The organism is Dialister sp. (genome assembly GCF_047832375.1).
Taxonomy (GTDB): domain Bacteria; phylum Bacillota; class Negativicutes; order Veillonellales; family Dialisteraceae; genus Dialister.
The window spans coordinates 155,486-181,154 of the sequence record NZ_CP181256.1; the positions used below are offsets into that span (position 1 = coordinate 155,486).

At 50.6% G+C, this 25,669-nt stretch carries 18 protein-coding genes and 1 tRNA gene; all 19 read left to right on the top strand.

Annotated features, from left to right (window positions below; genetic code table 11):
• Positions 1 to 6: 6 nt before the first annotated feature.
• The gene (locus ACFWUL_RS00620; RefSeq protein WP_297022385.1) at positions 7 to 231 is read left to right on the top strand and encodes a hypothetical protein; all 225 of its coding nucleotides are present in this window, start codon (positions 7 to 9) and stop codon (positions 229 to 231) included.
• Between the two features lie 29 nt (positions 232 to 260).
• The gene (locus tag ACFWUL_RS00625) at positions 261 to 497 is read left to right on the top strand and encodes a hypothetical protein (RefSeq protein ID WP_297022388.1); all 237 of its coding nucleotides are present in this window, start codon (positions 261 to 263) and stop codon (positions 495 to 497) included.
• Positions 498 to 512: 15 nt separating this feature from the next.
• Entirely contained in the window at positions 513 to 1,421 is a 909-nt protein-coding gene (locus ACFWUL_RS00630) for an RluA family pseudouridine synthase (protein WP_416177493.1), read from the top strand.
• Between the two features lie 273 nt (positions 1,422 to 1,694).
• A complete protein-coding gene (locus ACFWUL_RS00635; RefSeq protein ID WP_416177494.1) occupies positions 1,695 to 3,050 on the top strand; it encodes a sodium-dependent transporter in 1,356 nt (451 codons plus the stop codon).
• 477 nt (positions 3,051 to 3,527) lie between these two features.
• Positions 3,528 to 3,695: a hypothetical protein gene (locus ACFWUL_RS00640; RefSeq protein WP_297041640.1), complete on the top strand. Its 168-nt coding sequence runs from the start codon at positions 3,528 to 3,530 to the stop codon at positions 3,693 to 3,695.
• Positions 3,696 to 3,959: 264 nt separating this feature from the next.
• Entirely contained in the window at positions 3,960 to 6,359 is a 2,400-nt protein-coding gene (ppsA, locus tag ACFWUL_RS00645; protein WP_297022402.1) for a phosphoenolpyruvate synthase, read from the top strand.
• Between the two features lie 144 nt (positions 6,360 to 6,503).
• Positions 6,504 to 7,136 (top strand): helix-turn-helix transcriptional regulator, encoded by a 633-nt coding sequence (locus tag ACFWUL_RS00650; RefSeq protein ID WP_297022394.1) that lies wholly within the window; start codon positions 6,504 to 6,506, stop codon positions 7,134 to 7,136.
• Positions 7,137 to 7,148: 12 nt separating this feature from the next.
• A complete protein-coding gene (locus ACFWUL_RS00655) occupies positions 7,149 to 7,976 on the top strand; it encodes a pyruvate, water dikinase regulatory protein (RefSeq protein ID WP_297022395.1) in 828 nt (275 codons plus the stop codon).
• Positions 7,977 to 8,733: 757 nt separating this feature from the next.
• Complete coding sequence (locus tag ACFWUL_RS00660; RefSeq protein WP_297022397.1) at positions 8,734 to 10,404, top strand: AAA family ATPase; 1,671 nt, start codon at positions 8,734 to 8,736, stop codon at positions 10,402 to 10,404.
• Positions 10,405 to 10,997: 593 nt separating this feature from the next.
• Positions 10,998 to 11,071 (top strand) — tRNA-Gly (locus tag ACFWUL_RS00665).
• A gap of 227 nt (positions 11,072 to 11,298) precedes the next feature.
• Positions 11,299 to 11,592 carry a hypothetical protein gene (locus tag ACFWUL_RS00670; protein WP_297021849.1) on the top strand — a complete coding sequence of 98 codons (294 nt, stop codon included), beginning with the start codon at positions 11,299 to 11,301 and terminating at the stop codon, positions 11,590 to 11,592.
• A 182-nt stretch (positions 11,593 to 11,774) separates the two neighbouring features.
• Entirely contained in the window at positions 11,775 to 12,548 is a 774-nt protein-coding gene (locus ACFWUL_RS00675; RefSeq protein WP_416177495.1) for a TatD family hydrolase, read from the top strand.
• A 175-nt stretch (positions 12,549 to 12,723) separates the two neighbouring features.
• Positions 12,724 to 14,100 (top strand): 23S rRNA (uracil(1939)-C(5))-methyltransferase RlmD, encoded by a 1,377-nt coding sequence (gene rlmD / locus ACFWUL_RS00680; RefSeq protein ID WP_416177496.1) that lies wholly within the window; start codon positions 12,724 to 12,726, stop codon positions 14,098 to 14,100.
• Positions 14,101 to 14,511: 411 nt separating this feature from the next.
• Entirely contained in the window at positions 14,512 to 14,730 is a 219-nt protein-coding gene (locus ACFWUL_RS00685; protein ID WP_416177497.1) for a restriction endonuclease, read from the top strand.
• A gap of 260 nt (positions 14,731 to 14,990) precedes the next feature.
• Positions 14,991 to 15,761 carry a Fic family protein gene (locus tag ACFWUL_RS00690; RefSeq protein ID WP_416177498.1) on the top strand — a complete coding sequence of 257 codons (771 nt, stop codon included), beginning with the start codon at positions 14,991 to 14,993 and terminating at the stop codon, positions 15,759 to 15,761.
• 1,830 nt (positions 15,762 to 17,591) lie between these two features.
• Positions 17,592 to 18,884, top strand: coding sequence for an S-layer homology domain-containing protein (locus tag ACFWUL_RS00695; protein WP_416177499.1), 1,293 nt, complete (start codon positions 17,592 to 17,594; stop codon positions 18,882 to 18,884).
• Positions 18,885 to 19,634: 750 nt separating this feature from the next.
• Complete coding sequence (locus ACFWUL_RS00700) at positions 19,635 to 21,122, top strand: aldehyde dehydrogenase family protein (RefSeq protein ID WP_416177500.1); 1,488 nt, start codon at positions 19,635 to 19,637, stop codon at positions 21,120 to 21,122.
• Between the two features lie 437 nt (positions 21,123 to 21,559).
• Positions 21,560 to 22,012 carry a Fur family transcriptional regulator gene (locus ACFWUL_RS00705; RefSeq protein ID WP_297019245.1) on the top strand — a complete coding sequence of 151 codons (453 nt, stop codon included), beginning with the start codon at positions 21,560 to 21,562 and terminating at the stop codon, positions 22,010 to 22,012.
• Between the two features lie 1,893 nt (positions 22,013 to 23,905).
• On the top strand, positions 23,906 to 25,312 hold the full coding sequence (locus ACFWUL_RS00710) for an S-layer homology domain-containing protein (protein ID WP_416177501.1): 1,407 nt from the start codon (positions 23,906 to 23,908) through the stop codon (positions 25,310 to 25,312).
• Positions 25,313 to 25,669 lie beyond the last annotated feature (357 nt).

The window sequence follows — 25,669 nt, forward strand, 5'->3', positions numbered from 1 at the left end:
AAAACCATGGATACGCTGGAAAAAAAGAAGGTTTCCATCTTCCTGCAGGGAGGAGAGGAAGGATTCACCATCCATTCCGATGGAACCGAAGAGGAGACAAGATATATCCTTTTGGCGGCAGCCTGTTATCTGACAGGTATTCCTGCCCATCATGTAAAGGACGCGGAGACTTTCCTGACTGTCCTTGGACAGGAATATGAGGAAGAGGAAAATGGGATCCGGTGCCACTGAAATGGTGGGAGAACAGGAAAGGAAACGATATGAAGCGGAAAGAAGCATTAATCAATGTAGAAGCCCTGGATGATGGACAGGTGGACATCCGGATCAACGAAGAACAGTATTCCCAGATCATGGCTTCCCTGTCCCAGGGCCTGTGCGGCGCCTTTGATGTGGCCGGGGAACATGATGACGTCGTATTCCGTACCATCCGTGCCATGGTGGAGGAAGACCGGAGGCGGCATTGGGCAGAGGAAGACCCCATGCCCCCGCTGCAGTAAGGAAAGGAAATCATTGTGGAAGAGTGGCAGGTAACAAAAAAAGAAGCAGGCCTCAGGCTGGACCGGTTCCTTCAGGAAAAGAAGGGCTGGCCCCGTTCTTTTTTTATGAAAGCCCTGAGGATGAATAAAATCAAGGTGAACCGGAAAAAGGAGGATCCCTCCTATCGCCTTTCCGAAGGGGACCGGGTCACTTCTTTTGTGCTGGAAGAAAGGAAGAAAAAACTCCCGCCGGTGGATATCCTGTATGAGGATGACCGCATCCTGGCGGTGAATAAGCCCTCCGGCCTCCTGTCCCTGGACGTGACGGGAAAAGAAAGGGATACCCTCCTTGACCGGGTGAATGCCATGCTGGCAGGGAGAGGGGAAAGAGCTGCCTATCCGGTGCACCGCATCGATTTCAATACCTCCGGCATCCTGCTTTTTGCCAAAGACGAGGAGGCAGGCCATATCCTGGACCGCATGATCCAGGAACGGAAAGTGAAGAAATCTTATCTCTGCGTAGTACGGGGAAGCCTCCAGCCACCGGCAGGACGGCTGGAAAATTATATTTTCAAGGACGCACGGAAAAACCGGGTCTATGTAACGGAGGAGCCTGTCAAAGGCGCCAGGACCGCCATCACCGACTATGAAACGAAAGCAGTAGGTTCTGGCCTGTCCCTGGTGGAATGCCGTCTCCTCACCGGCCGGACCCACCAGATCCGGAGCCAGATGGCCCACGCCGGCCATCCGCTCCTGGGAGATGACAAATACGGGTCCAAGGAATGGAACCGGAAAATGGGGGAGCGGCGGCAGCTGCTCTGCTCTTTCCGGGTCACCTTTGCTTTCGGCGAAGAGGCCGGTTCCCTGTCCTACCTGTCCGGAAAAACCGTTACCATGGACGAAATTCCCTTTGTAGACCGCTATTTTAAAGGATTTGCCTGGTAAAAAATCGGCCTGCAGAAAGCAGGAGCCCGGGATAATGTGATGGGATCGGGAGTAAGGCTTTTATTGCGGGAGAAAGGAGAAAGTAGAGAGACTGTGTGATGGACCTCCGCCGGGTTTTCCAGAATACCTGTCACCCCGATTCATTCTATATTTCACTGGAAAATCAGTGAAATTCGGTATAAAATAGAAATATTATTACCATAAAGTACGGAGGCCCCTCTTTTCTCATGAATGGCGGGACTTTAGCCTGCTTTGCAAAAAGGAGTCACTTCAATGGAAAACCGCGACAGTTTCAAATCCCGCCTGGGGTTCCTGCTCGTCAGTGCAGGATGTGCCATCGGCATAGGTAATGTATGGAAATTTCCCTACATTACCGGCGAATACGGGGGCGCCGTATTTGTATTGTTTTATCTCTGCTTCCTTCTCCTCATGGGGATTCCCGTCATGACCATGGAACTGGCCGTAGGCCGGGGCAGCCGCAAGAGTGCGGTGCAGGCCTATAAGGCACTGGAAAAGCCCGGCAGCCACTGGCATATCCATGGCTGGTTCTGCATCGCCGGCTGCTATCTCCTCATGATGTACTACACCACCGTCTCCGGCTGGATGCTGGGGTATTTCTGGAAATTCCTGACCGGCACGTTCCAGGGTATCACCCAGGATGCCATTCCCGGCGTATTTACCGCCATGCTGGGGAACCCCTGGGAAATGGGCATCTTCATGGCCCTCACCGTGGTTCTCGGTTTCCTGGTCTGCGGACTGGGCCTCCATAACGGGGTGGAACGGATTACGAAGGTCATGATGGCCTGCCTCCTTATCCTTATCGTGGTGCTGGCGCTCCACAGCCTTTTCCTGAAAGGAGGAGAACCGGGACTGGAATTCTACCTCCTCCCTGACTGGAACCGGGCCGTGGAAGCGGGCATCGGCAATGTGGCAGCGGCAGCTATGAACCAGGCCTTCTTCACACTGTCCCTGGGGATTGCAGCCCTTGAAATTTTCGGCAGCTACATGACCGATGACTTCACCCTCACCGGCGAGGCTGTCCGTATTACGGCGCTGGATACCTTCGTGGCCCTCCTGTCGGGACTCATCATTTTCCCTGCCTGCTTTGCCTACAACGTGCATCCGGACCAGGGACCGTCCCTGATCTTCATTACCCTGCCGAAGATTTTCACCGACATGACTGCCGGCCGTCTCTGGGGTACCCTGTTCTTCATCTTCATGACCTTCGCCTCTTTCTCCACGGTAACTGCGGTCTTTGAAAACCTCATTGCCTGCGCCATGGATAACTTCGGCTGGAGCCGCAGGAAATCGGTACTCATCAACCTGGTGGCGGTATTCCTCCTTTCCATCCCCTGCGTCCTGGGGTACAATGTCCTCTCCGGTGTCCATTTCATCGGAAACAGGGACGTGCTGGACAGCGAAGATTTCCTGGTGAGCAACATTCTCCTCCCCGGCGGTGCCCTGGTGTACCTCCTGTTCTGCGTCACGAAATTCGGCTGGGGCTTTGACCATTACATTGCAGAAGTGAATAAGGGAAGCGGCCTGAAGATGCCCCTCTGGATTAAGCCATATCTGCAGTTCATCCTGCCCTTCCTCATTCTTGTAATACTGATTCGCGGCCTTATGTGAGAACTATCCTGTACCTTTATATTTTGTAAGAGTGAAGCCGTAGGTTTCACTCTTTTTTTGGTGCGCCCAGCATGGGCGTATTCTCAAGGGTGAAAGTCCCAAGACTACCCGACAGCGGGAAGGTCATAGCTGAACACCAAGGGTGTCCATCGTGAGGTGGAATCTGAAGGAAGGTGCAGGCAAATCTCCGGTCCGATGTACAAGAACCACATAAGGCTAATACAGGGTGGATAAGGTTGCCAAACAAACTGAAGTCCCATAGCTGTACGGAATCCTGTAGAGTAGATGTGGCGGATAGATGGAGAGAAAGAATACGTTCTTACCTGGGGAGGTCTCACGGACACAGCAGAATAAGGCTGTATTTACTGGGCTGTGCTGTGGTTGAAATAAGATTTGCCGTGAGAAGTCAGCAGAGGCCATAGTACCAGATGGCTCATGGGCATCTGGGAAGGGCCGAACTTTAGGAGATGTTAGTCAATGAAAGTAACCAACCATGGGCTTAAAGGCAGACAACTTCAGAAAGAAGACTACTGGCAGAAAGCAGCTGCGGAACAGCAAGGATATGCCGGAGTGCCCATCCATGTGAGGATTGCTGAAAACAACAACATCATCGCAGACTTGCATAAGCAGGAATGCGAAAACTAAGGAACCGCCGTATACCGAACGGTACGTACGGTGGTGTGAGAGGTCGGCGGGCCGATGCCCGCCTCCTACTCGATCGCTATTTATAAAATACAGGACATAATGTGCAAAAGGATATATCCCTACACCCTATTAGGCTATCATTATTTCACGAAATGCCTTGACTTTCTATGTATAAAGGTATACTATAAACTTGCTGATACGAAAAGAGTGTACAAGAATTTCGCTTCTTACATTTCTTATCTTCATACCTTAAGGAGGGCTATGATGGACGCAAGAGAGAATGCTTATGTTTTATGGTTTGATGAACTGCACCGGAAAGATGTAGCTCTGGTTGGGGGAAAATCTTCTTCCCTTGGTGAACTGACCACTTCCACCGGGGTTCCTGTTCCCTATGGCTATGCAACCACTGCCCATGCTTACCGTTACTTCATGGAAACCACAGGACAGAACAAAAAGATTCATGAACTGCTCCAGGATCTGAAGGATGTAGAAGATTCCGTAGAACTTCATGAAGTCTGCACAAAGATTCGTGAAAGCATTGTATCTGCTGAAATGCCGGCTGACCTGGCCAAGGCTATCGGTGATGCTTATGATGAACTGGCTAAGAAAGTCAATGAAAAGGATCCCTATGTGGCTGTCCGTTCTTCCGCTACCGCAGAAGACCTGCCGGATGCTTCCTTTGCAGGCCAGCAGGATACCTACCTCAATGTCACCGGCCGTGACATGGTCATCCGCAAAGTGAAGGAATGCTACGCATCCACATTCACCGACCGCGCTGTTTACTACAGAGCCAAGAAACATTTCGACCATGAAAATGTAGCTCTTTCTGCGGCTGTACAGATGATGGCTGACTCCAAGGTAGCTGGCGTCATGTTTACGGTGAATATTGCCAACGGCGATGATTCCTGCGTCATGATCGAAGGATCCTGGGGCCTTGGGGAATACGTGGTACAGGGTACCGTCACCCCGGATAACTTCATCGTCAATAAAGCGGACCTCACCATTAAGTCCCGCATTATCAATGAAAAGTCCATCGAACTGGTCCGCAAGCCCGGCGGCGATGTAGAAGAAAGAAAGGTACCGGAAGACCGCGCCAAGGCACAGGCTCTCACCGATGACCAGGTCGTAAAGCTCGCCTCCTACGCAAAGGCCATTGAAAAACATTATGGCTGCTACATGGATATGGAATGGGCCGTAGACCACCAGGACCGCATCTGGATTCTCCAGGCCCGTCCGGAAACTGTATGGTCCAAGAAGAATAAAGAAAAGAAAGCAGGTAATGAAGAAGTGAAAATGACAACCGATCATAAAGTACTGGTCAAAGGACTTCCGGCATCCCCGGGAATGGCAGCAGGCAAGTGCCACGTAATTACAGATCCGAAGGACATCGATGAATTCAAGGACGGCGAAGTCCTCGTCACCACCATGACTTCCCCGGACTGGGTACCGGCTATGAAGAAAGCCGTTGCCATTGTCACCGATGCCGGCGGCATGACCTGCCATGCATCCATCGTTTCCCGTGAACTGGGCATCCCCTGCGTTGTCGGCACGAAGAGCCGCAGCGTGGAAGCCACCAAGGTACTGAAGACCGGCCAGGACATCACCATCGATGCCCAGAACGGTATCGTCTATGAAGGTATCGTAGAAGACCTGGTGAAGAAGAATGAACCCGCTGCTGCCGCTGGCGCTGCAGGTGCCACCGTCGTGGCTGCTGAATACTTTGCACCCACCGGCACCGGTGTCATGATGAACCTCGGCGATCCGGACCTGGCTGATAAATATGCAAGCCTTCCCTGCGACGGCATCGGTCTCATGAGAGAAGAATTCATCTGGACCACATTCATCCATGAACATCCGCTGTACCTCATCGAACAGGGCAAACCGGAAAAGGTTATCGACATGCTGGCAGAAGGTATTTCCAAAGTATGCCGTGCCCTGGCTCCACGGCCTGTAGTACTCCGCTTCTCCGATTTCAAGAGCGGTGAATACAGAAACCTCAAGGGCGGCGACAAATATGAACCGGTAGAACCGGCAGACCTCCTCGGCTGGAGAGGCGCTTCCCGCTACTATGATCCGAAATACACCGCTGCATTCCGTCTCGAACTGAAGGCAGTAAAGAAGGTCCGTGAAGAATTCGGCCTGAAAAACCTGAACTGCATGATTCCGTTCTGCCGTACCGTAGCAGAAGCAGCGAAAGTAACTGCCATCATGAAAGAAGAAGGACTGGAAAGAGGCCCGGACTTCAAACTGTTCCTCATGGCTGAAATTCCGTCCAACATCATCCTGGCTGACCAGTTCAACCAGTACATCGATGGCTATTCCATCGGATCCAACGACTTGACCATGCTCATCCTTGGCTGCGACAGAAACAACGACACCGTTTCCGCACTCTTTGATGAAAGAAACCTGGCCATCAAGAGAGCCATCCGCCATCTGATTGCCACCGCCCATAAAGACGGCAAGACCGTATCCATCTGCGGCCAGGCACCGTCCGTATACCCGGACTTCACCGAATTTCTGGTAAAGAGCGGCATCGACTATGTATCCGTAAACCCGGATATGGTAAAGGCCACCAAGAGAAATGTAGCCCGCATTGAACAGAGACTCATGCTCGATGCAGCTACCGGCAGGGGACTGAAAGAAGTAGAAGACTACACCTGGTAACAGGGGGCTTCCTACAATTCTCCCGCTGCGAGAACAATTCCGGCATCCGGGGCTGCGAGAGCAGTCCCGTTTTGCCTTAATGAGGACAGATACCATGTTTTATTTCCTGTACCATGCCCTGCTGATTGCAAGAAAGGAGAAAAGATGCAGCTTACCAGCCGCCAGAAAGAAATCACCCGTATTGTCCGGGAAAACGGACCGATTACGGGGGAAATGATAGCAGAGCGACTTCACGTGACTCGAAGTGCCCTGCGCGGGGATTTGGCCGTCCTTCTCTCCGGAGAAGTCATTGCGGCAAGACGAAGACTGGGCTACTATTACCTGGGAGGCGGAGAGGATCCTGCAGCTGCGGAAATCCGGTCCTGTACGGCAGAGGACTGCATGTCCCGGCCTGTCCTTGTCAATGCGGATTCCAATGCCTATGATGCGGCAGTTCTTCTCTTTACCGAGGATATCGGTACCATTTTCGTAGGCAATGAAGATGATGTGCTGGGTGTGGTATCCCGTAAGGATCTTCTGAAAGCGGCCATGGGCAGGGAAGACCTGGCAAAGGTTCCTATTTCCATGGTCATGACGTCCCGGTCCAAAATGATTTATGCGGAACCCCAGGATGATATGGTATCCATTGCCCAGAAACTGATAGACTATGAAATTGACTGCCTTCCGGTAGGTACGTTTAAAGATGTGAATGGGGAAAAGAAATTCCAGCTGAAAGGCCGGATTTCCAAGACCAATATTACCCGCCTTTTCCTGGAACTGGGAAAGGGGAAGAGATAAGGAGGCAGGGCTTTGAAGAAAATTCCTGAAGTTTATGTTGTTTCCGATTCCCTTGGCGATACGGCGGAGAGCGTGGCCAAAGCCACCATCAGCCAGTTCGATGAAAATATCGATATCGTAAGGGTTCCTTTCATCCGCCATGCGGAACAGGTGGAGAAAGTGGTGGAAGAAGCCGCCGAACATCATGCGGTGGTCTGCCATACCCTGGTGAGCCCGGAACTCCGGCAGACCTTTGAAAAAATTGCGGAAGCAAAACACGTAAAGTATGTGGACATCCTGGGCCCCATGATGGACATGGTCGGTACCATCTCCACTACGAAACCCCGGATGAAGCCGGGCATCATCCATAAGCTGGATGAAGAATACTTCAAGAAAGTGGAAGCCATCGAATTCGCAGTAAAGTACGACGATGGGAAGAACCCTGCCGGTTTCCTGAAAGCCGACGTGGTGCTGATCGGCGTATCCCGTACATCGAAGACCCCTCTTTCCATGTACATGGCCCACAAGAAATATAAAGTGGCCAACCTGCCCCTGGTGCCGGAAGTACCGCTGCCGGAAGAAATCTTCCATGTGCCGCCGTACCGCATCATCGGTCTCATCATCGATCCCTACAAGCTGAATACCATCCGCGCAGAACGGATGAAGGCCCTGGGATTCTCCGGAGCCGCCAACTATACGGACATTGCCCGTATCCAGGATGAATTGACCTATGCCAAAGAAGTGATGCGGCAGCTCCATTGCCTGGTCATCGATGTGTCCAATAAGGCCATCGAAGAGACCGCCAGCCGTATCATGGCCATTATCCAGAGAAACAAGGAACTCTACGGAGATAAATACTGATAAACGGAAAGCAGGCCGAAGGGCCTGCTTTTTTTACAGACCGGTCCGGAGACTATTCGATATTTCAGTTTGCCCCGCTGTTGGGGCGACGCTGATGGGTAGAGTCAAACGCGTGAGAGCTTCTAGCTGTTAGCTGCTAGCTTCCAGGAAAGCTGGCTAGCCTACGGCACGAATGACTGACGGGAATACCGGGTGGAAGCGCCGCAGGCGGATCATCCTTCCTAACAGCTAGCAGCTAGAAGCTAGCAGCCCCGTGCCAGTGACTCTATCCGCAAGCATGCCAACCGCCAAACCCCAACAGCTCGATAAACCGTAATAGTTCTTTCCTTCCTGCCACTCTGCCGTATACCCGGGGCCATACTCTTCGGAAATCTGCAATTCCCTGTGGCGAAATCAGTAAAAATGTGGTATTATCTATCCGTACGTATTCGTACATGGGGCTTTGACCCCGCTTTGCGGGTGTAGTTCATCGGTAGAACGCCAGCTTCCCAAGGTGATACTCAACTGCAAAACAGTAAAATACAGACACGTGAAAAATCCCACCATCACTGCGATGGCGGGATTTATTTTTTATACAGGAATCTAAGACGTATAGTTTTACAACCTTACGGCAACCTTATTTATAAAAAAACCATTTTTTACCCCCTAAAACCTCCTCGGAGATACAGAATAGGATCCCCAAATGATGTCCGATACTTCTGTATTGGTGAAACCTGCAGAATGCTATATAATTGATAGAAAAGGAAGGTGAACTCGTATGCAGAAACGGATGCCCATCGGCGTGGATGATTTCCTCGAAGCTGCAGCCAATTATTATCTTGTAGATAAGACTGCTTTTATCAAAGACTTCCTGGACCATCATGCCCAGGTAACTCTGGTCACAAGACCCCGGCGATTTGGGAAAACGCTCACCATGAGCATGCTTGACTACTTCTTCTCTATAGAAAAAGGGAAGCAGACAAAAGAGCTTTTCCGGTCTTTGGCTATCGGTCATATCGATGGTAATTATATGAAATACCAGGGCACAAAACCGGTCATCTTCATGACGCTGAAAGGTGTGGAAAATGACACATGGCCTCTTCTGTTTGGTGCCTATAAATACTGCGTGCAGCGGGAATACCAGAAATACCGCAAGATTTACGAAAGTGGCCATTTAGCCGAAGAAGAAAAGCGTTACTTTGCCCGGATGCTCGATCTGACCGGTTCTGAAGAAGACTACCAGCAGAGCCTCTACAAACTTTCCAAGTTCCTGCATGATTATTACCATGTAAAGCCCATAATCCTGCTGGATGAATATGATGCACCCTTACAGTATGCCTACACCCACGGCTTTTACGATGAGGCCATTACATTCTTCCGCAGCTGGTTCAATAACGGACTCAAAAGCAACGAACACCTTGACTTTGCCCTCTTAACCGGCGTCCTGCGTCTAGCGAAGGAAAGTATCTTCAGCGGGCTCAATAACCTTGACGTCTGCACGGTCACCGGCAATAAATATGCAGAAACATTCGGTTTTACTGAAGATGATGTGGCTCACATGGCAGCGGATTTGGGACGGGAAAGCAAACTCCCCGAACTTAAACACTGGTATGATGGCTACCGGATCGGTAATCAATCTATTTACAACCCCTGGTCTGTCGTCTGTTATTTTGCCGGTGACTGCCATCCTATGCCCTACTGGGTCAATACATCTGCCAACGATATCCTTCACCGTCTTCTTCATCATGCCGATGTCCCCCGCATCGAAATGATCCACGACCTGCTGGAAGGTAAAACCGTACGGGTCACCCTGAATGAGAGCGTCATTTACAAGGATATTGCTAAAGACAGGAGCGCCCTCTTCACTATGCTCCTTACAACGGGCTACCTGACGATTGACGGCATTTCTCCTTCATCCTACAACCGCTTTTCCCTCCGCATTCCCAATGAAGAAGTGCGGCTCGTATATTCCACAGAAATCCTGAATCATCTGGCTGATGGCGTAAACCGCGATACTTTTGACACCCTTTTTGATGCTCTTCTGTATGGAGATGCAAGGGAATTTGAACAGTATCTACAGACCATCCTCCTTCATGTAGTCAGTGCTTTTGACACTGCCGGAAAAGAAGCCTTTTACCATGGCTTACTGCTGGGTATGACGGCCCTTTTCCTTGATAAGGACTATGAAATTCGATCCAATGAAGAAAGTGGATATGGGCGTTTCGACCTGGCTGTTTTTCCAAAGAAAGAGAACGCTGCCGGTGTTATTATGGAATTCAAAGTAGCAGAAAACGCAGAGCATCTCGAAAGCAAAGCTCAGGAAGCTTTAGAGCAGATTGAAGAGAAAAAATACGATACGATCTTTTCCGATAGAAATATCTCCAAAGTCTGGAAATACGGTATTTCCTTCTGCGGAAAACAGGTCAAAGTCCTGTCACTTTCACAATAACCAACATCCTTTAATTGAATGGGTAATGCCAATACTTAAGGAAGCGCTGATTAATTCGCAGAGTCAGATTTCATAAGGATTTTTATGCACTGCTTCGTCATAGCTCTCCTTAAATAGCTCGCTATTCGCATCGAGCTATTCCTCGCATTGCATAAAAATCCAAGGATGAAATCTGACAACGATTTAATCAGTGCTTCCTTAACTCCCACCATCATTTCGATGGCGGGAGTTTTTACGATTATAAGACTTTCTTTTCTATTATTTCTAAAGGAGAATATTCACAAAACCAGTGAATAAGGTAAAAAATGTCGAAGTAAAGGATGGTGGAAAGCCATTTACGCTGAATTGATTTTCCGAGAAGTTCGATAAATTCTGACAATTTCCCAGTAAGGTTGTAATTTTTCAAAAAAGTAAGGTTGCAGTCAATTCTGCAACCTTACGCAACCTTATTCCATAGAAAATGATGGTAAATTTTCGGAAATGATGAGAATTGTGAACCAAAGCAGGAATTTCCAACTTCTTATGGCAAAATCAATAAAAGTGTGGTATTATCTATCCGTACGTATTCGTACCTGGGGCTTTGACCCCGCTTTGCGGGTGTAGTTCATCGGTAGAACGCCAGCTTCCCAAGCTGGACAGGAGGGTTCGACTCCCTTCATCCGCTCCAGACTTTTTAAGGACCTGAAAAGGTCCTTTTTTGTTGGAAAAAGGGCTGCGTCTCCTGTCGCTGGTATGGCAGAAAGCCGGAGATTCCTGTGTAAAGTAGTATCTCTTTTTTTTGTAGCAAGCTATGCAAAAATAATATTACTTACCTCTATTAACAAATTTGGGGCAAAGTAATATGATATGGGATAGAAGCTGTATATACAGCAAATACTGAAAGGAGCAGATACTATGAAAAAATTAACAATGGCACTGGCCGGCGCAGCTATCGCACTGTCCTGCGTAGCAATCGGCGTACAGGCTGCTGAACCTACCGCAGCAGGAGATCCCGGAAGAGATTGGCGTATTGCCCTCTACAACGCTGAAAAGAAAGGCGCTCCGGACCAGGACCAGAGCATCCATCTGACCGCTGCTGAAAAGCAGGAAGTTGAATCCAACAAAGACGCAGTCCAGAAGGCTGATGTGAACGATGTTCACCAGCAGGGCCGCGACTGGAGAATTGCCCTGAAGAATGCAGGCAAATAATCAGCCCTTTCATCACGTATGAACAGGAATAAAAACCTTCGGACTCCCCTCCGGAGGTTTTTATATTGCCATTCTATTCCTGGCTTTGGGATGGACAGGACCTGCCCTTTTCAGTATGATTACAGATAGCCCCGGGCGGATACTGTCCGCTGCAGCGGGGCATTGAAAAGGGGGATATTCCTATGGATATAAAGTACTACGATATAGGGCTCAATCTCTTTTCCCGGTCCTTCCCGGATCCGGAAAAGATTATTTCCCAGGCCGAAGATGCGGGCATCCGCTGCATCCTCACCGGATCGGACCGGGAGGAAAATGAACAGGTCAATGATTTCGTGAAGACCCACGACCTCTATGGCACCGCCGGTATCCATCCCCATGCATCGGACGGGGCAGAGGACCGGGATGTGGAGAGGGTCCGGGAAATCATTGAGTCTAATCCCCGCATCGTGGCGGTGGGAGAGACGGGCCTTGACTATGACCATATGTATGCAAAGAAAGAAAACCAGCTCCATTTCTTTAAGAAACTCATTGATCTGGCAGAAGAACTCCATAAGCCCATGTTCCTCCACGAACGGGATGCGGCAGACGACTTTATCGCCTGCTTCAAGGGACATGAAGACCTGCCGCCCCTCTCCGTGGTCCACTGCTACACGGGGGACAAAGAAACGCTCCGGAAATTTCTGGACATGGGCTTCTACATCGGTATCACCGGCTGGATCTGTGATGAACGGAGGGGGGATTCCCTCCGGGATGCCGTATCCATCCTGCCCCTGGATCGGGTGCTGGTGGAAACTGACGCTCCCTACCTGACGCCCCGGGGATTCCACCTGCCTCGGACCAACGTGCCCCAGAACATTACCTACGTAGTGGAGACATTGGCCTCCTATATGCACGTAACCGCGGAAGAACTCCGCCTCCATGCCCTGGCAAATACGAAAAGACTTTTTCATATATAAGGATATATAGGTCTCCCTGGGCCGCAGCCCATTATGGTTCTGCCAACTTCCGGCCAGGGGGATTTTCCACTGATTCACATTGGCTCCGGCTTCAGGCCGGAGCCTTTTCATACCCTGATTCTACCTGCTATAATGGGGAGAATAGAAGTACTGAGCTATGCAAAGGAGCACCGCCATGACGAAAAGAAATGTACCTGTCAAACTGAATGAAGTCTACACCATCCCCATCCGGGACCTGGGCATCCATGGGGAAGGCATCGGTTCCGTCGATGACTTTACCGTATTTATCCCGGGGGCCCTTCCGGGAGAAATCGTGAAGGCCTCCATGGTGGTGGTGAAGAAATCCTATGCCCAGGGAAAGCTTATTTCCATCGAGCAGGCGTCCCCGCAAAGGACGGTGCCCGAATGTCCGGTCTACCATGCCTGTGGCGGCTGCCAGATTTCCCACCTCACCTATGAGGGACAGCTGGCGGTAAAAGAACGGCGGGTGCGGGACGTGATGACCCGGATCGGCGGCTTTACAGATGACATTGTGCTTCCCATCCTCGGTGCCGCCTACCCCTGGAACTACCGGAACAAGATGGCCCTTCCCGTGGCCCAGGCCACCGGCGGCCCCATCCTGGGCTACTACCGCCAGGGGAGCCACCAGGTGGTGCCCATCGACGGCTGCCTCATCCAGGAAGAAGAAAATAACCGGGTCCTCCGGTTCGTGGAAGGCTTCATGACCCGCCACCATGTGCGGGGGTACAACGAAAAATCCGGTAAAGGCACCATACGCCACATCATGGCCCGGGTGGGGGACAAAGGGGAAGTGATGGTGGTCATCGTTACCGCCACGGAAGTCCTTCCTTTCCATGAACTCTGGGTGGAGGAAATGAGGAAACTCCTGCCGGAGGTGGTATCTATCTATCACGACGTCCAGTCCGGACGGGGCAATGCCATCCTGGGACCTGTCATCCATCACCTTTGGGGAAAGAAGACCCTTACTGCCTCCCTCTGCGGCCTGTCCTTTGAAGTATCTCCCTTTTCCTTCTTCCAGGTCCATAAGGAACAGGCGGAGGTCCTCTATGACCGGGCCCTTACCTATGCCAATCTTTCCGGCGGCGAGACCGTCATCGACGCCTACTGCGGCACCGGCACCATTTCCCTGTGCCTGGCGAAGAAGGCGAAACGGGTCATCGGCATTGAAATCGTGAAAGAAGCCATCGAAGACGCAAAGAAGAATGCCGCCTTCAACCATATAGAAAATGCGGAATTCTACGCCGATGACGCAGGAAAACTGATGCCTTCGCTCTACGAAAAAGGGGAGCGCCCGGACGTGATCGTCATGGACCCCGTCCGCGCCGGCTGCAGCGAAGACGTACTGAAAGCAGCGGCTGCCATGGAACCGGCCCGTATGGTCTACGTCTCCTGCAACCCTGCTACCTTCGCCAGGGATGCGAAGATCCTCAATGCCCTGGGCTATGAGACAAAAGAAGTGCAGCCGGTGGACATGTTCCCCCAGACCATGCACGTGGAGACAGTGTCTTTATTGGTGAGAAAGGATAAATAATCCAATCCTGCGTAAAAATATGGAAAAGTGAAAAGTGAGGAGTGAGGAGTTAGGAGTGGAGGCGCGGCGCACAATTCATATAGCGCCGCATGATGAAACCTGACTGCGGCTTCACCGCTGGATAGGCTCACCGTAATGGTACAAAGCCCAAAGTGATATCCATCCTTAACATGCAGCCCCTTAGAGGAGGGGCGCGGCAAAGCCGCAGGATGGATTGGCGGGAATGAAAGGGGAGCTGGCTGAGTGGAGGTGCGGCGCACAATTTATATAGCGCCGCATGATGAAACCTGACTACGGATTCGTCGCTGGATAGGCTCACCGTAATGGTACAAAGCCCAAAGTGATATCCATCCTTAACATGCAGCCCCTTAGAGAAGGGGCGCGGCAAAGCCGCAGGATGGATTGGCGGGAATGAAAGGGGAGCTGGCTGAGTGGATGGTGAAGTTCATAACATCCCATTTTAGCAAAGCAGCGAAAAAATTCGTTGAAAAACATATGACAGCCAAGATTGTCCTGATTGATGGGAATATGCTGACCGGTTTAATGATCAGATATGGACTTGGAGTCAGTACTGTTTATAATTACGCAATTAAACGGGTAGACAGTGATTATTTCAATGACGATGAATAAAATGGCAGTGTCTATTACAGAAAAGAGGCGCTCCGGATATGGATGAATATACACCGCCGTTTCATATTACCGATAAGATTATCAATCTGGTAGCTGCTATCAGTGAACAGATTGGACGGATTAAGGTTTTATCCCATGGCAACATGAATCCTCACCTGAGAAAAGAAAACAGAATCAGGACCATTCATTCATCCCTTGCCATAGAGCACAATTCCCTGTCATTGGAACAGGTGACTGCCATTATTAATGGAAAGCGGATTTTGGGAAATCCCAATGAGATTCGCGAGGTCAAAAATGCTTATGAAGCCTACGAGTTGATGCTCTCCTTGAATCCTTATTCAGTGAAGGACCTGCTGAGAGCCCACAAGATCATGATGGCCGGACTGATTCCTAAAAATGGAAAATTCCGTTCTGGCAGCATAGGGGTGTTTGATGGAAATGTGGTCATCCATCTGGCGCCTCCTGCCGTATTTGTACCGGAAGAGATTCATAATCTTTTTGAATGGTATAGGGCATCCAACTTACATCCACTGATTCGCAGTGCTATATTCCACTATGAATTTGAATTTATCCATCCTTTTGCTGATGGAAATGGACGCATGGGGCGGATGTGGCACAGCCTTTTACTTGGTAAATGGAATGAGCTGTTTTATTGGCTCCCTATAGAAGACCTGATTCGCAAAAGGCAGAGAGAATATTATGATGCCCTTGGCCGGTCTGATCAGGAAGCGGACAGCAGAAGCTTTGTGGAACTGATGCTGAAAATCATATTGGATACGCTGGAAGAGACTTCTGTAGTCGGGCATATGGGAGAACCTGGGGATGAAAGTGCAGACCCCTATGTAGAGCGACTTTTGGCTGCCCTTGGAAGCAAGGAACTCTCGGCTGCAGAAATCATGGAACAGTTAGGACTTACTCATCGGCCGACATTCAGGAAGAATTACTTGAATCCTGCCCTTAAGCAAGGAAGGATTGAAATGACGATACCCGATAAGCCAAGAAGCCGGAATCAAAAATATCGCAAGAAATAACATGGTCGCTTAACTTGGTCGGTCCACCGACCAAGTTAAGCGACCAAGATCGTGGAATGCCCTGCGGGCGATGGGGAGGCGCACAAATGATAGAGCACCACAGGTGAATCAGTCCTCCTGGCCAATGGGAGCGACGGAAACCTGCTCGTCCATGGAGCCCTGTTTCTTCTGGTAGCGGCCATTACTTTCTGTCTCCTCCGACTTTTAAGGAGCAGGGGATGATGAGGAAGCACCGATTCTGGCGGCTGTAATCGTAAAAATCGTATGAGAGAGAGTCGAGAAATCTCCCGGGGAAATGACTATAACGGTGTTACAACGCTGACGCCAGTGTGAAAAGCGTGTATTCCCGAACGCAAGAAAGATTTCTCGACTCATCGTAGCTGTAGCGGCTTTGACAGTAGAGTCATAGAGTATGCTGCTACCGCTCGAAATGACGGGGAGTAGAGGGGGGGTCATTTTTCAGAAATACCGTTATCTTTCTGATGACTGTATCCCCTTTACGTCATTTCGAGCGGTGGTAAGCGCCGGATTATTGAAGAATAAAAGAATCGTATGTGAGAGAGAGTCGAGAGATCTCCGAGAAAGATGATTATGACGGTGTTACAACTCCTGAATCGAGAGAGAAAACCTGTATTCCCGTACACAAGAAAGATTTCTCGACTCATCGAAGCTGTAGCGGTTTTGACAGTAGAGTCATAAAGCATGCTGCCACCGCTCGAAATGACGTGGGAGGGAAGGGTCATCTTTCCGGAACGCCCTACTTGCGATGGTGACTCCACCCCTCCTTCGTCATCTCGAGCGGAGGTAAGCGCCGTAATGGCAATGATCATAAGAATAGAATGTGAGAGAGAGTCGAGAGATCTCCGAGAAAGATGATTATGACGGTGTTACAACTCCTGAATCGAGAGAGAAAACCTGTATTCCCGTACACAAGAAAGATTTCGGGGCTCATCGTAGCTGTAGCGGCTTTGACAGTGGAGACATAGAGCATGGTGCTGCCGCTCGAAATGACGGGGAGTAGAGGGAGTCATTTTTCAGAAATACCGTTATCTTTCTGATGACTATATCCCCTTTCCGTCATTTCGAGCGGAGGTAAGCGCCGGATTATTGAAGAATAAAAGAATCGTATGTGAGAGAGAGTCGAGAAATCTCCGAGAAAAATGCCTATGACGGTGTTACAACGCTGACGCCGGTGCGCAAAGTCCTGTATTCCCGTACGCAAGAAAGATTTCGGGGCTTATCGCAGCTGTAGCGGCTTTGACAGTAGAGACATAGAGCATGGTGCCACCGCTCGAAATGACGGGAGTGTGAAGTGGGGATTTGGCGGTGAAGCCGCTGTACAAAAATCGTGCCGCTATACGAATTGACGCGTCACATTCCTCCTCGGGTGCAGCCCGTTACCCTTGCACCACTTCTTACCATCCCTGGCTACCAGGCCTCAGCCAATGCCCTGTCTTACAAATCCACTATCCCACTAACTCACTTTATCCCCTTGCACTTACCAAAAGAATAGTATAAAATAATTTCATATTCATAAAGGCACAGATTCGAAGAGGAATCCCATGGCGGGGTTCCTCTTTTTTTATTCCATAAAAGGATTATCGCAAACCGGTTAGATATGAATTAAATCGTATAAAAATTCATTTTTCCCGTTGCGGCAGAATCAGCCTTTATAGTATGCTAGTCATAACTATATTTCCGGCCCTGGGGATATGGCGGGGGAGAGAGGGTAAGGCAGAGGAAACATGGAAACTCTTGCCAGAGTTATGTTCACTCCTTCGAAAAATAGGGCAGGTTATCCAATATATTTTTCTAAAGGAGCGAAGAACTATGAAAAAAATTCTCGCACTGGCAGCTGCAGCTGCACTCACCGCTGGCGTATCCGCTTACGCAGCAAATCCATTCTCCGATGTTTCCACCGATGACTGGGCTTACCAGGCAGTATCCGACCTCTCCGACCAGGGCGTCGTAGAAGGCTATCCGGATGGTACCTTCAAAGGTGAACGGAACATGACCCGTTATGAACTGGCTCAGATCATTGCCCGCCTCATGGCTAAAGAAGACCAGCTGAATGCTGAACAGAAAGCCACCCTGGACAAACTGGCTGGCGAATACGCTGACGAACTGGCCAACCTGGGCGTTCGCGTTTCCAACCTGGAAAAGAAGGTAGGCAACATTGCCTGGTCCGGCAACGCTCGTATGCGTTTCGTACAGAGCTATGGTGATAACGGCAAATCCAAAGATAAATGGGATGGCCGTATGAAGATTACCGCCCACGCCACTGTCAATGACAGCACCTATGTAGAAGGCCGTTACCGCAGCGATTTCAACTTTAAGGATGATGGCTCTGCCAATACTTGGATGGAAGTACTGGAAGTTCACCACCAGTTCGGCGATAAAGTCGGCGTAACCCTGGGCCGCCAGGACCTGTTCCTTGGCCAGACGGGCACTGAATTCGATGACGAATTCGATGGCGCCATCGCTACCGCTGCTCTTGGCAAAGTCAATGTAGACCTCGGCTATGGCCGTCTCTATGGTGGCAGACTTGGCAAGACCGTTCTGGTTACCACTAAAGATAAGGAAACAGGTAAGGAAACCACAACAGCCTCCAACACAAAGAATGATAACGAACTGTTCTTGGGCCGTATCTATGGCGATGCAGGCCGCATTTCCTATGACGTGGAATATCTGGACGGCAAGGATTCCCTCGATGCCCGTCTCCTGGGCGCCGGCCTCACTGCCCGCCTTGGCGGTGACTTCAGCGTATTCGGTGACTACTACAAGAACACCGAACATGCAGGAGATCCTTACACCTGGACCGCAGGCCTCGGCTATGGCCACCTGGACTGGAAGAAACCGGGCACCTGGGATCTGAGCGCTCAGTACCTCCATGCTGAAAGAGGTTCCTTCATCGACGATGCTACCTACAACGTAACACCGGCAGGCCTCGTTGGCACAGATACCAACAGCGGCGTTAACACCGTTAAATACTGGCTCGCTCAGGGCGATGTCATTCTCCAGAAGAACGTTAAGCTCCACGCTGAATATGCATTCGACGTAAAGACTGACGACAAAGTTGACTACGATGACCTCTGGTCCGTATCCCTGAACTACATTTTCTAATCCCTTAGAAAATCAAAAAGAAGTCCCTTCGGGGGCTTCTTTTTTTTTGCCTGGCGATTAGATGGTCATTGGCAAGGGTTCGTTCAGAGTCACGAGCCTTGAGCAATAAGCGAATCAGCCTGCGGCGCGTCCAACAGAATCCCTCACCCCGGTGGGGAGCTCCCTTTGGAAAAGGGAGCCTCCTGCAGAGTCGTTTGCCCGTTTTACGAGCAGTGTCATCAGGATCCCAACTGCGGCGGAGCCGCTAATAGATAGCCTCCTTCCTCGGGAAGGAGGTGGCGCCGAAGGCGACGGAGGTTAGCTGTAGGAAGCGCCGCAGGCAAGCCATCCTTATGCCCCCGGCGCGAAGCGCCCACAACCCGGTGAACGAGCGAAGTGACGTTCACCCACCACCCTTAGCCCCATTCACCTGCATGTGGCTAAATCCGGTCAGAATAAGCCCTTGGGCAAAGCCCGTTCCCCCTCAGCCACTTCAGTCACTTCAGTCACCTCAGCCCCCTTTCCTTTTATAGCCCGCCATACTTTAAAGCTATATCGAGTCTATTGAATATCACGCTGTTCCATGGTATACTGTTGTCACAGCACTTATCCGAAAGAAAGTGACCATCGAACAGTATGAAAAGTTGTATTTCTTCCGGCCCGCTGTGAATCATCCCCGCTGAACCATCGGACAATCGTATAAATTTCAGTGGAAAATTATATAGGGGAGAGAAATCCTCATCCCATTCTTCGAAAGGAAGGTATTTTCCTATGGCAAAAGCAGACATTCAGAAAGAGTACGGCCTTTTCATTAATGGCGAATTTGTTCCCGCCGGTGACGGAGCCACCTTTGATGCCCACAACCCGGCAAATGGTGAACACCTGGCTTACTTCGCAGAAGCCACAAAAGAAGACGTGGACAAAGCAGTGAAAGCAGCCAGAGCAGCGCTGCCTGCCTGGTCCAAGACTTCTCCCATTGAAAGGCAGAATATCCTTTTAAAGATTGCAGACATCATTGATGCCAATGCAGACCACCTGGCACTGGTGGAAACACTGGACAACGGCAAGCCTATCCGTGAAACCAAGGCTGCCGACATTCCTCTTGGCAGCGACCATTTCCGCTACTTCGCAGGATGCCTGCGCGCATGGGAAGGCTCTGCCACCATGCTGGACGACAACACCCTGTCCCTCATCCTCCATGAACCGGTAGGTGTGGTTGGCCAGGTCATTCCCTGGAACTTCCCCTTCACCATGGCATGCTGGAAACTGGCTCCGGCCCTGGCAGCAGGAAATACGGTAGTCATTAAACCGTCTTCCCATACATCCCTGTCCCTTATGGAACTGGTCCGTCTCATCCAGGACGTACTTCCGAAGGGCGTACTGAACGTGATCACCGGCAAGGGCTCCAAGTCCGGCCAGTGGCTCCTGGACCATCCGGACCTGGATAAGCTCGCCTTCACCGGTTCCACCGAAGTAGGCCATGGCGTATACCAGGCTGCCTGCGATAAGCTGATTCCTGTCACCCTGGAACTGGGCGGCAAATCCGCCAACATCGTATTCGACGATGCGGACCTTGCCCAGGCCGTCGACGGTGCCTGCAAGGGCATCCTGTTCAACCAGGGTCAGGTATGCTGCGCCGGCTCCCGGCTCTTCGTACAGGAAGGCATTTTCGATGAATTCCTGAAACACCTGAAAGCCACCTTCGAAAGCGTGAAGATCGGTGATCCTACGGACCCATCCACCCAGCTGGGCGCCCAGATTTACAAAGCACAGCAGGATAAAGTCCTGAAATACGTACAGATCGGCATCCAGGAAGGGGCAAAACTCATCACCGGCGGCGAACGGTACACCGAAAACGGCTGTGATAAAGGGTTCTTCATGAAACCGACCATCCTTGTCACCGACAACCCGAATGACCGGGTATGCCAGGAAGAAATCTTCGGACCGGTGGTGGTTGTCCAGAAATTCAGGACCGCCGATGAAGTCATCGCCCTGGCCAACGACAGCGTCTATGGCTTAGGCGGCGCCGTATTCACAAAGAACATCAATACCGCCCTGAAAGTAGCCCGTGGCGTACGGACCGGCCGTATGTGGGTGAACACCTACAACGACCTCCCCGCAGGCGCTCCCTTTGGCGGCTACAAACAGTCCGGCATCGGCCGTGAAACCCATAAGGTCATCCTGGAACACTACAGCCAGCTGAAGAACATCTACATCAACCTGAAAGAAGGAGTCAGCGGCATGTACGATATTAAATAAGTAATGCCCTGATCAGGAAACCGTGGAAAGTGAGAAATCACTGACCACGGTTTTTTTAGTGGAGGTGTTAAGGTGGCTGGAGGGCAATGCCTTTGGCAAGGTGGCTCAGTGGAAACGGGCTTTGCCCGAGGGGAAGGAGGCGGTGCATCATATGAGAAAGCGCCGTAGAATATTGAATACCCTGACCGCCCCCTCTTTAGAGGCGGGGGACCGCGTAAGCGGTGGAGGGGTGGCTGCGAAGCGGCGGATGCCGGAGGCGGTGCACAAATTAAATAGTATATCGAAATACATATTTTCTTCCTCGAGTCCAGGCGCCAGGCCGCTGTCTTTCTCTTTACTTTCCCTTGACCAATTGGTCCAAAACCCATATAATGAAACTATATAGTATACTATGTAATTAATCCGCGGGGATGCGGAGGAAGAAACGGGTACATCATATGGGAAATTACGAAGAAATACTGGTCCGGAAGCATTTGAAAAGGACGAAAGCACGGATAATGATCATGAAAGTCCTGGACAAGAGCCTTCCCATGACGGCCGGTGAAGTGTATGAAGCAGTGCGGGGCAAGGACACCCGCCTCAGCCTGTCCACGGTATACAGGAACTGTGAAGCCCTGGCGGAAAAGGGACTGCTTCTCCGTTCTACCATGCTGGACGATGGCCTTACCCGGTACGAATACGCCCAGGGCACCACCGTGCACCATGCCATCTGCCTCTCCTGCCACAAAATCTTCCCGGTGGACGTGGAACTGGAAAAGGGATACGAACGGTACATGGACCGGGAATACGGCTTCGAAGCCGTGGAACCGAGAGTAGAAATCTACGGCTACTGCAAAGACTGCCGGGCCACAGGGAAAGACAAGGTCTATAAACAGAAAATGGGACTGTAAGTAACAGCAGCATGGGAAAGGAATCATCCTTGTCCATGCTGCTTTTTTTAAAAAGTGGCTGAGGAGACTGAAGTGGCTCAAGGGGAACGGCCTTCGGCCGAGGTGGTGGTGACTCTATCCATTGACTCTATCCCTCCTTCGTCATTTCGAGCGGTGGCAAGCGCCGTGGTGACTGTAACCGTAAGAATCGTATGTGAGAGAGTCGAGAAATCTCCCAGAGAAATGACTATGACGGTGTTACAACGCTGGAGGCGGTGTGAAAAGCGTGTACTCCTAAACACAAGAAAGATTTCTCGGCTCCTCGAAGCTGTAGCGGTTTTGGGCAGTAGAGTCATAGGACATGCTGCCACCGCTCGAAATGACGGGGAGCGGAAAACGGTATTTTTCAGGAACACCGTACTTGTGATGGCGACTCTATCCCGTCCTTCGTCATTTCGAGCGGTGGCAAGCGCCGTGGTGATTGTAACCGCAAGAATCGTATGTGCGAGAGAGTCGAGAAATCTCCCGGAGAAATGACTATGACGGTGTTACAACTCCTGAATTCGGGATGGAAACCCTGTATTTCCAAGCACAAGAGAGATTTCTCGGTTCGTCGAAGCTATAGCGGTTTTGATAGTAGAGTCATAAAGCATGCTGGCACCGCTCGAAATGACGGGGAGAGGGAAGGGTCATCTTTCCGGAACACCGTACTTGTGATGGCGACTCTATCCCGTCCTTCGTCATTTCGAGCGGTGGCAAGCGCCGTGTTGACTGTAACCGCAAGAATCGTATGTGAGAGAGAGTCGAGAAATCTCTCAGACAAATGACCGTGACGGTGTTACAACTCCTGAATTCGGAAGGGAAAAACTGTATTCCCGTACGCAAGAAAGATTTCTCGACTCCTCGAAGCTGTAGCGATTTTGGCGATAGAGCCATACAGCATGTTGCCACCGCTCGAAATGACGAGGGGCGGGAAGAGGAATTTTTCCGGAACACCGTAATCGTGACGGTGACTCCATCTCTTTCCGTCATCTCGAGCGGTGGTAAGCGCCGAAGTGAGGAGAGTCGTAAGAATCGTATGTGAGAGAGAGTCGAGAGATCTCCGAGAAAAATGCCTGTGACGGTGTTACAACGCTGACGCCGGTGTGAAAAGCGTGTATTCCCGAACACAAGAAAGATTTCGGGGCTCCTCGAAACTGTAGCGGTTTTGGCAGTAGAGTCATAAGACATGCTGGCACCGCTCGAAATGACGGGGAGTGGAGGGGGTCATTTTTTAGAAATACCGTTATCTTTATGATGACTATATCCGCTTTACGTCATTTCGAGCGGTGGTAAGCGCCGTGGTGACTGTAACCGCAAGAATCGTATGTGCGAGAGAGTCGAGAAATCTCCCGGAGAAATGACTATGACGGTGTTACAACTCCTGAATTCGGAAGGGAAACCCTGTATTCCCGAGCACAAGAGGGATTTCTCGGCTCCTCGAAGCTGTAGCGGTTTTGACAGTAGAGTCATAAAGCATGCTGTCACCGCTTGAGATAGTGGGGAGTGGAGCGTGTGTATCTGGAGGCAAAACCGCAGGATGGATTGATGGGACAAGGCGGCGCAGCCGCTGAATCTCAACTCTATCTTCTAATGATTTCAAAGAATTTATGTGATATTTTATAGTTGAAAAGAAGTCATTACTACACATAAACGTATATATTCTGTAATGAGTCGATGATAAACATTTGTTAAATTCTAATAATCATGGTATAATGATTAAGGTTCTGAAGCGGTCCCTGCTTTGGGACGGAAGTGAAGAGGAAGAAAGACGCAGAGGAAACACGGTCACTCGAGCATCACCTTTCTTCGGAATCGCTTCTAAAATAAAGGGACAGCCAATTTCTCTTATATTTTCTAGAAGGAGCGAAGAACATGAAAAAGATTCTCGCAATCGCTGCTGTAGCAGCACTCACCGCTGGCGTATCCGCATACGCTGCAAATCCTTTCTCTGATGTTACACCGGATGACTGGGCTTACCAGGCAGTATCCGACCTCTCCGACCAGGGCGTCGTAGAAGGCTATCCGGACGGCACCTTCAAAGGTGAACGTAACATGACCCGTTACGAACTGGCTCAGATCATCGCCCGCCTCATGGCTAAAGAAGACCAGCTGAACGCTGAACAGCGTGCAACCCTCGACAAACTGGCTGGCGAATACGCAGACGAACTGGCTAACCTGGGCGTTCGCGTTTCCAACCTGGAAAAGAAAGTTGGCAACATTTACTGGTCCGGCGATGCCCGCATGCAGTACCAGCACAACCTGAATGATGAAGGTAAAGCAAAGGACAACGATACATGGAATGGCCGTATGCGTATCAACGTGAAAGGCCAGGTCAATGACCAGGTCACCGTTAACGGCCGTTTCGTGACCAATATGTACTTCAAGAATGCAGATGAAGATGACGGCGACACCACCATGGACCGCATATATTCCCAGTGGACACCAAATGACAAGACCACCGTTAACATGGGCCGCTTCGGTGTAGCCCTCGACCAGACCGGCACCTTCTGGGATGAAGACGGTATTTTCGACGGCGTCAACGCAGCCTGGGACAACGGCAAAATCGGCGTAGAAGCAGGCTATGGCCGCTTCAAGAGTGGATATAAGACATTCACACTTTCGGATGAAGACGTTAAAGATACAGATGTTAAAGCAGGTGATTATGGTGTAGCATGGAAGGACCAGGCTTCCACCGAAGCATGGTATGCAAAACTCACCGGCCACATTGCCGACGGTGCTGACGTATCTGCATTCTACATGGAACCCACCCATAACTTCAATGCTGAATTATATGATGGACTGAAGAATCTTGATGTATATTCCGGAGATAAAAACGCTAAGGTTTGGGGCATTGGCACCACCGTTGACCTGGGCGGCAACTTCACTCTTGACGGCGACTATGTAAAGACCCTGTGGTCCGGCAAGATTGATCTTGGCAATTTTGGCTCCTACAAAGCTGACGACCCGGCTCTGTGGACTGCAGGCCTTACCTACGGCGCTGTGGACACCGACAAACCAGGCACCTGGCAGCTGGGCGTTCATTATGTAAAAGCCGATGCCGGCGCTATGCTCCTCGGCAACTCCGCCCTGGACCTCACCGACCAGCTGGACTACGGCTGGGATAACTGGTCCGATGTACACTTCTGGGTAGCTCGCGCAGGCGTAGCTCTCCAGAAGGGCGTTGAACTGGACGCTTACTACAACTTCGCTGCTAAAGCTTCCGGCAGCACCGAAGACCCCGATGACACTTGGGGCGTTGAACTGAACTACGCATTCTAATCGAATCCGGTTCAGACACATCAATAAAAAAGACTCCTTCGGGAGTCTTTTTTATTAGGAAAAACAGATGGACTCATCCGTATGGGAGAATGACGAGGCGAGTAGAGCGGGGTCTCAGGGAACCGGTTTCAGTAAAATGACATCTTCCCTATCCCGTCATCTCGAGCAGAGGTAAGCGCCGTAATGTCAATGATCATAAGAATAGAATGTGAGAGAGAGTCGAGAGATCTCCGAGAAAGATGACTGTGACGGTGTTACAATGCTGACATCGGTGCGCAAAGCCCCGTATTCCCGAACGCAAGAAAGATTTCTCGACTCGTCGAAGCTGTAGCGGTTTTGATAGTAGAGCCATAGAGC

Excerpts from the sequence above, each read along its gene's own strand:
- ACFWUL_RS00625 (WP_297022388.1), top strand. The coding sequence starts at position 261 with ATGAAGCGGAAAGAAGCATTAATCAATGTAGAAGCCCTGGATGATGGA.
- ACFWUL_RS00620 (WP_297022385.1), top strand. The coding sequence starts at position 7 with ATGGATACGCTGGAAAAAAAGAAGGTTTCCATCTTCCTGCAGGGAGGA.
- ACFWUL_RS00650 (WP_297022394.1), top strand. The coding sequence starts at position 6,504 with ATGCAGCTTACCAGCCGCCAGAAAGAAATCACCCGTATTGTCCGGGAA.
- ACFWUL_RS00675 (WP_416177495.1), top strand. The coding sequence starts at position 11,775 with ATGGATATAAAGTACTACGATATAGGGCTCAATCTCTTTTCCCGGTCC.
- rlmD (WP_416177496.1), top strand. The coding sequence starts at position 12,724 with ATGACGAAAAGAAATGTACCTGTCAAACTGAATGAAGTCTACACCATC.
- ACFWUL_RS00670 (WP_297021849.1), top strand. The coding sequence starts at position 11,299 with ATGAAAAAATTAACAATGGCACTGGCCGGCGCAGCTATCGCACTGTCC.
- ACFWUL_RS00700 (WP_416177500.1), top strand. The coding sequence starts at position 19,635 with ATGGCAAAAGCAGACATTCAGAAAGAGTACGGCCTTTTCATTAATGGC.
- ppsA (WP_297022402.1), top strand. The coding sequence starts at position 3,960 with ATGGACGCAAGAGAGAATGCTTATGTTTTATGGTTTGATGAACTGCAC.
- ACFWUL_RS00635 (WP_416177494.1), top strand. The coding sequence starts at position 1,695 with ATGGAAAACCGCGACAGTTTCAAATCCCGCCTGGGGTTCCTGCTCGTC.
- ACFWUL_RS00710 (WP_416177501.1), top strand. The coding sequence starts at position 23,906 with ATGAAAAAGATTCTCGCAATCGCTGCTGTAGCAGCACTCACCGCTGGC.
- ACFWUL_RS00660 (WP_297022397.1), top strand. The coding sequence starts at position 8,734 with ATGCAGAAACGGATGCCCATCGGCGTGGATGATTTCCTCGAAGCTGCA.
- ACFWUL_RS00685 (WP_416177497.1), top strand. The coding sequence starts at position 14,512 with ATGAAAGGGGAGCTGGCTGAGTGGATGGTGAAGTTCATAACATCCCAT.
- ACFWUL_RS00640 (WP_297041640.1), top strand. The coding sequence starts at position 3,528 with ATGAAAGTAACCAACCATGGGCTTAAAGGCAGACAACTTCAGAAAGAA.
- ACFWUL_RS00705 (WP_297019245.1), top strand. The coding sequence starts at position 21,560 with ATGGGAAATTACGAAGAAATACTGGTCCGGAAGCATTTGAAAAGGACG.
- ACFWUL_RS00695 (WP_416177499.1), top strand. The coding sequence starts at position 17,592 with ATGAAAAAAATTCTCGCACTGGCAGCTGCAGCTGCACTCACCGCTGGC.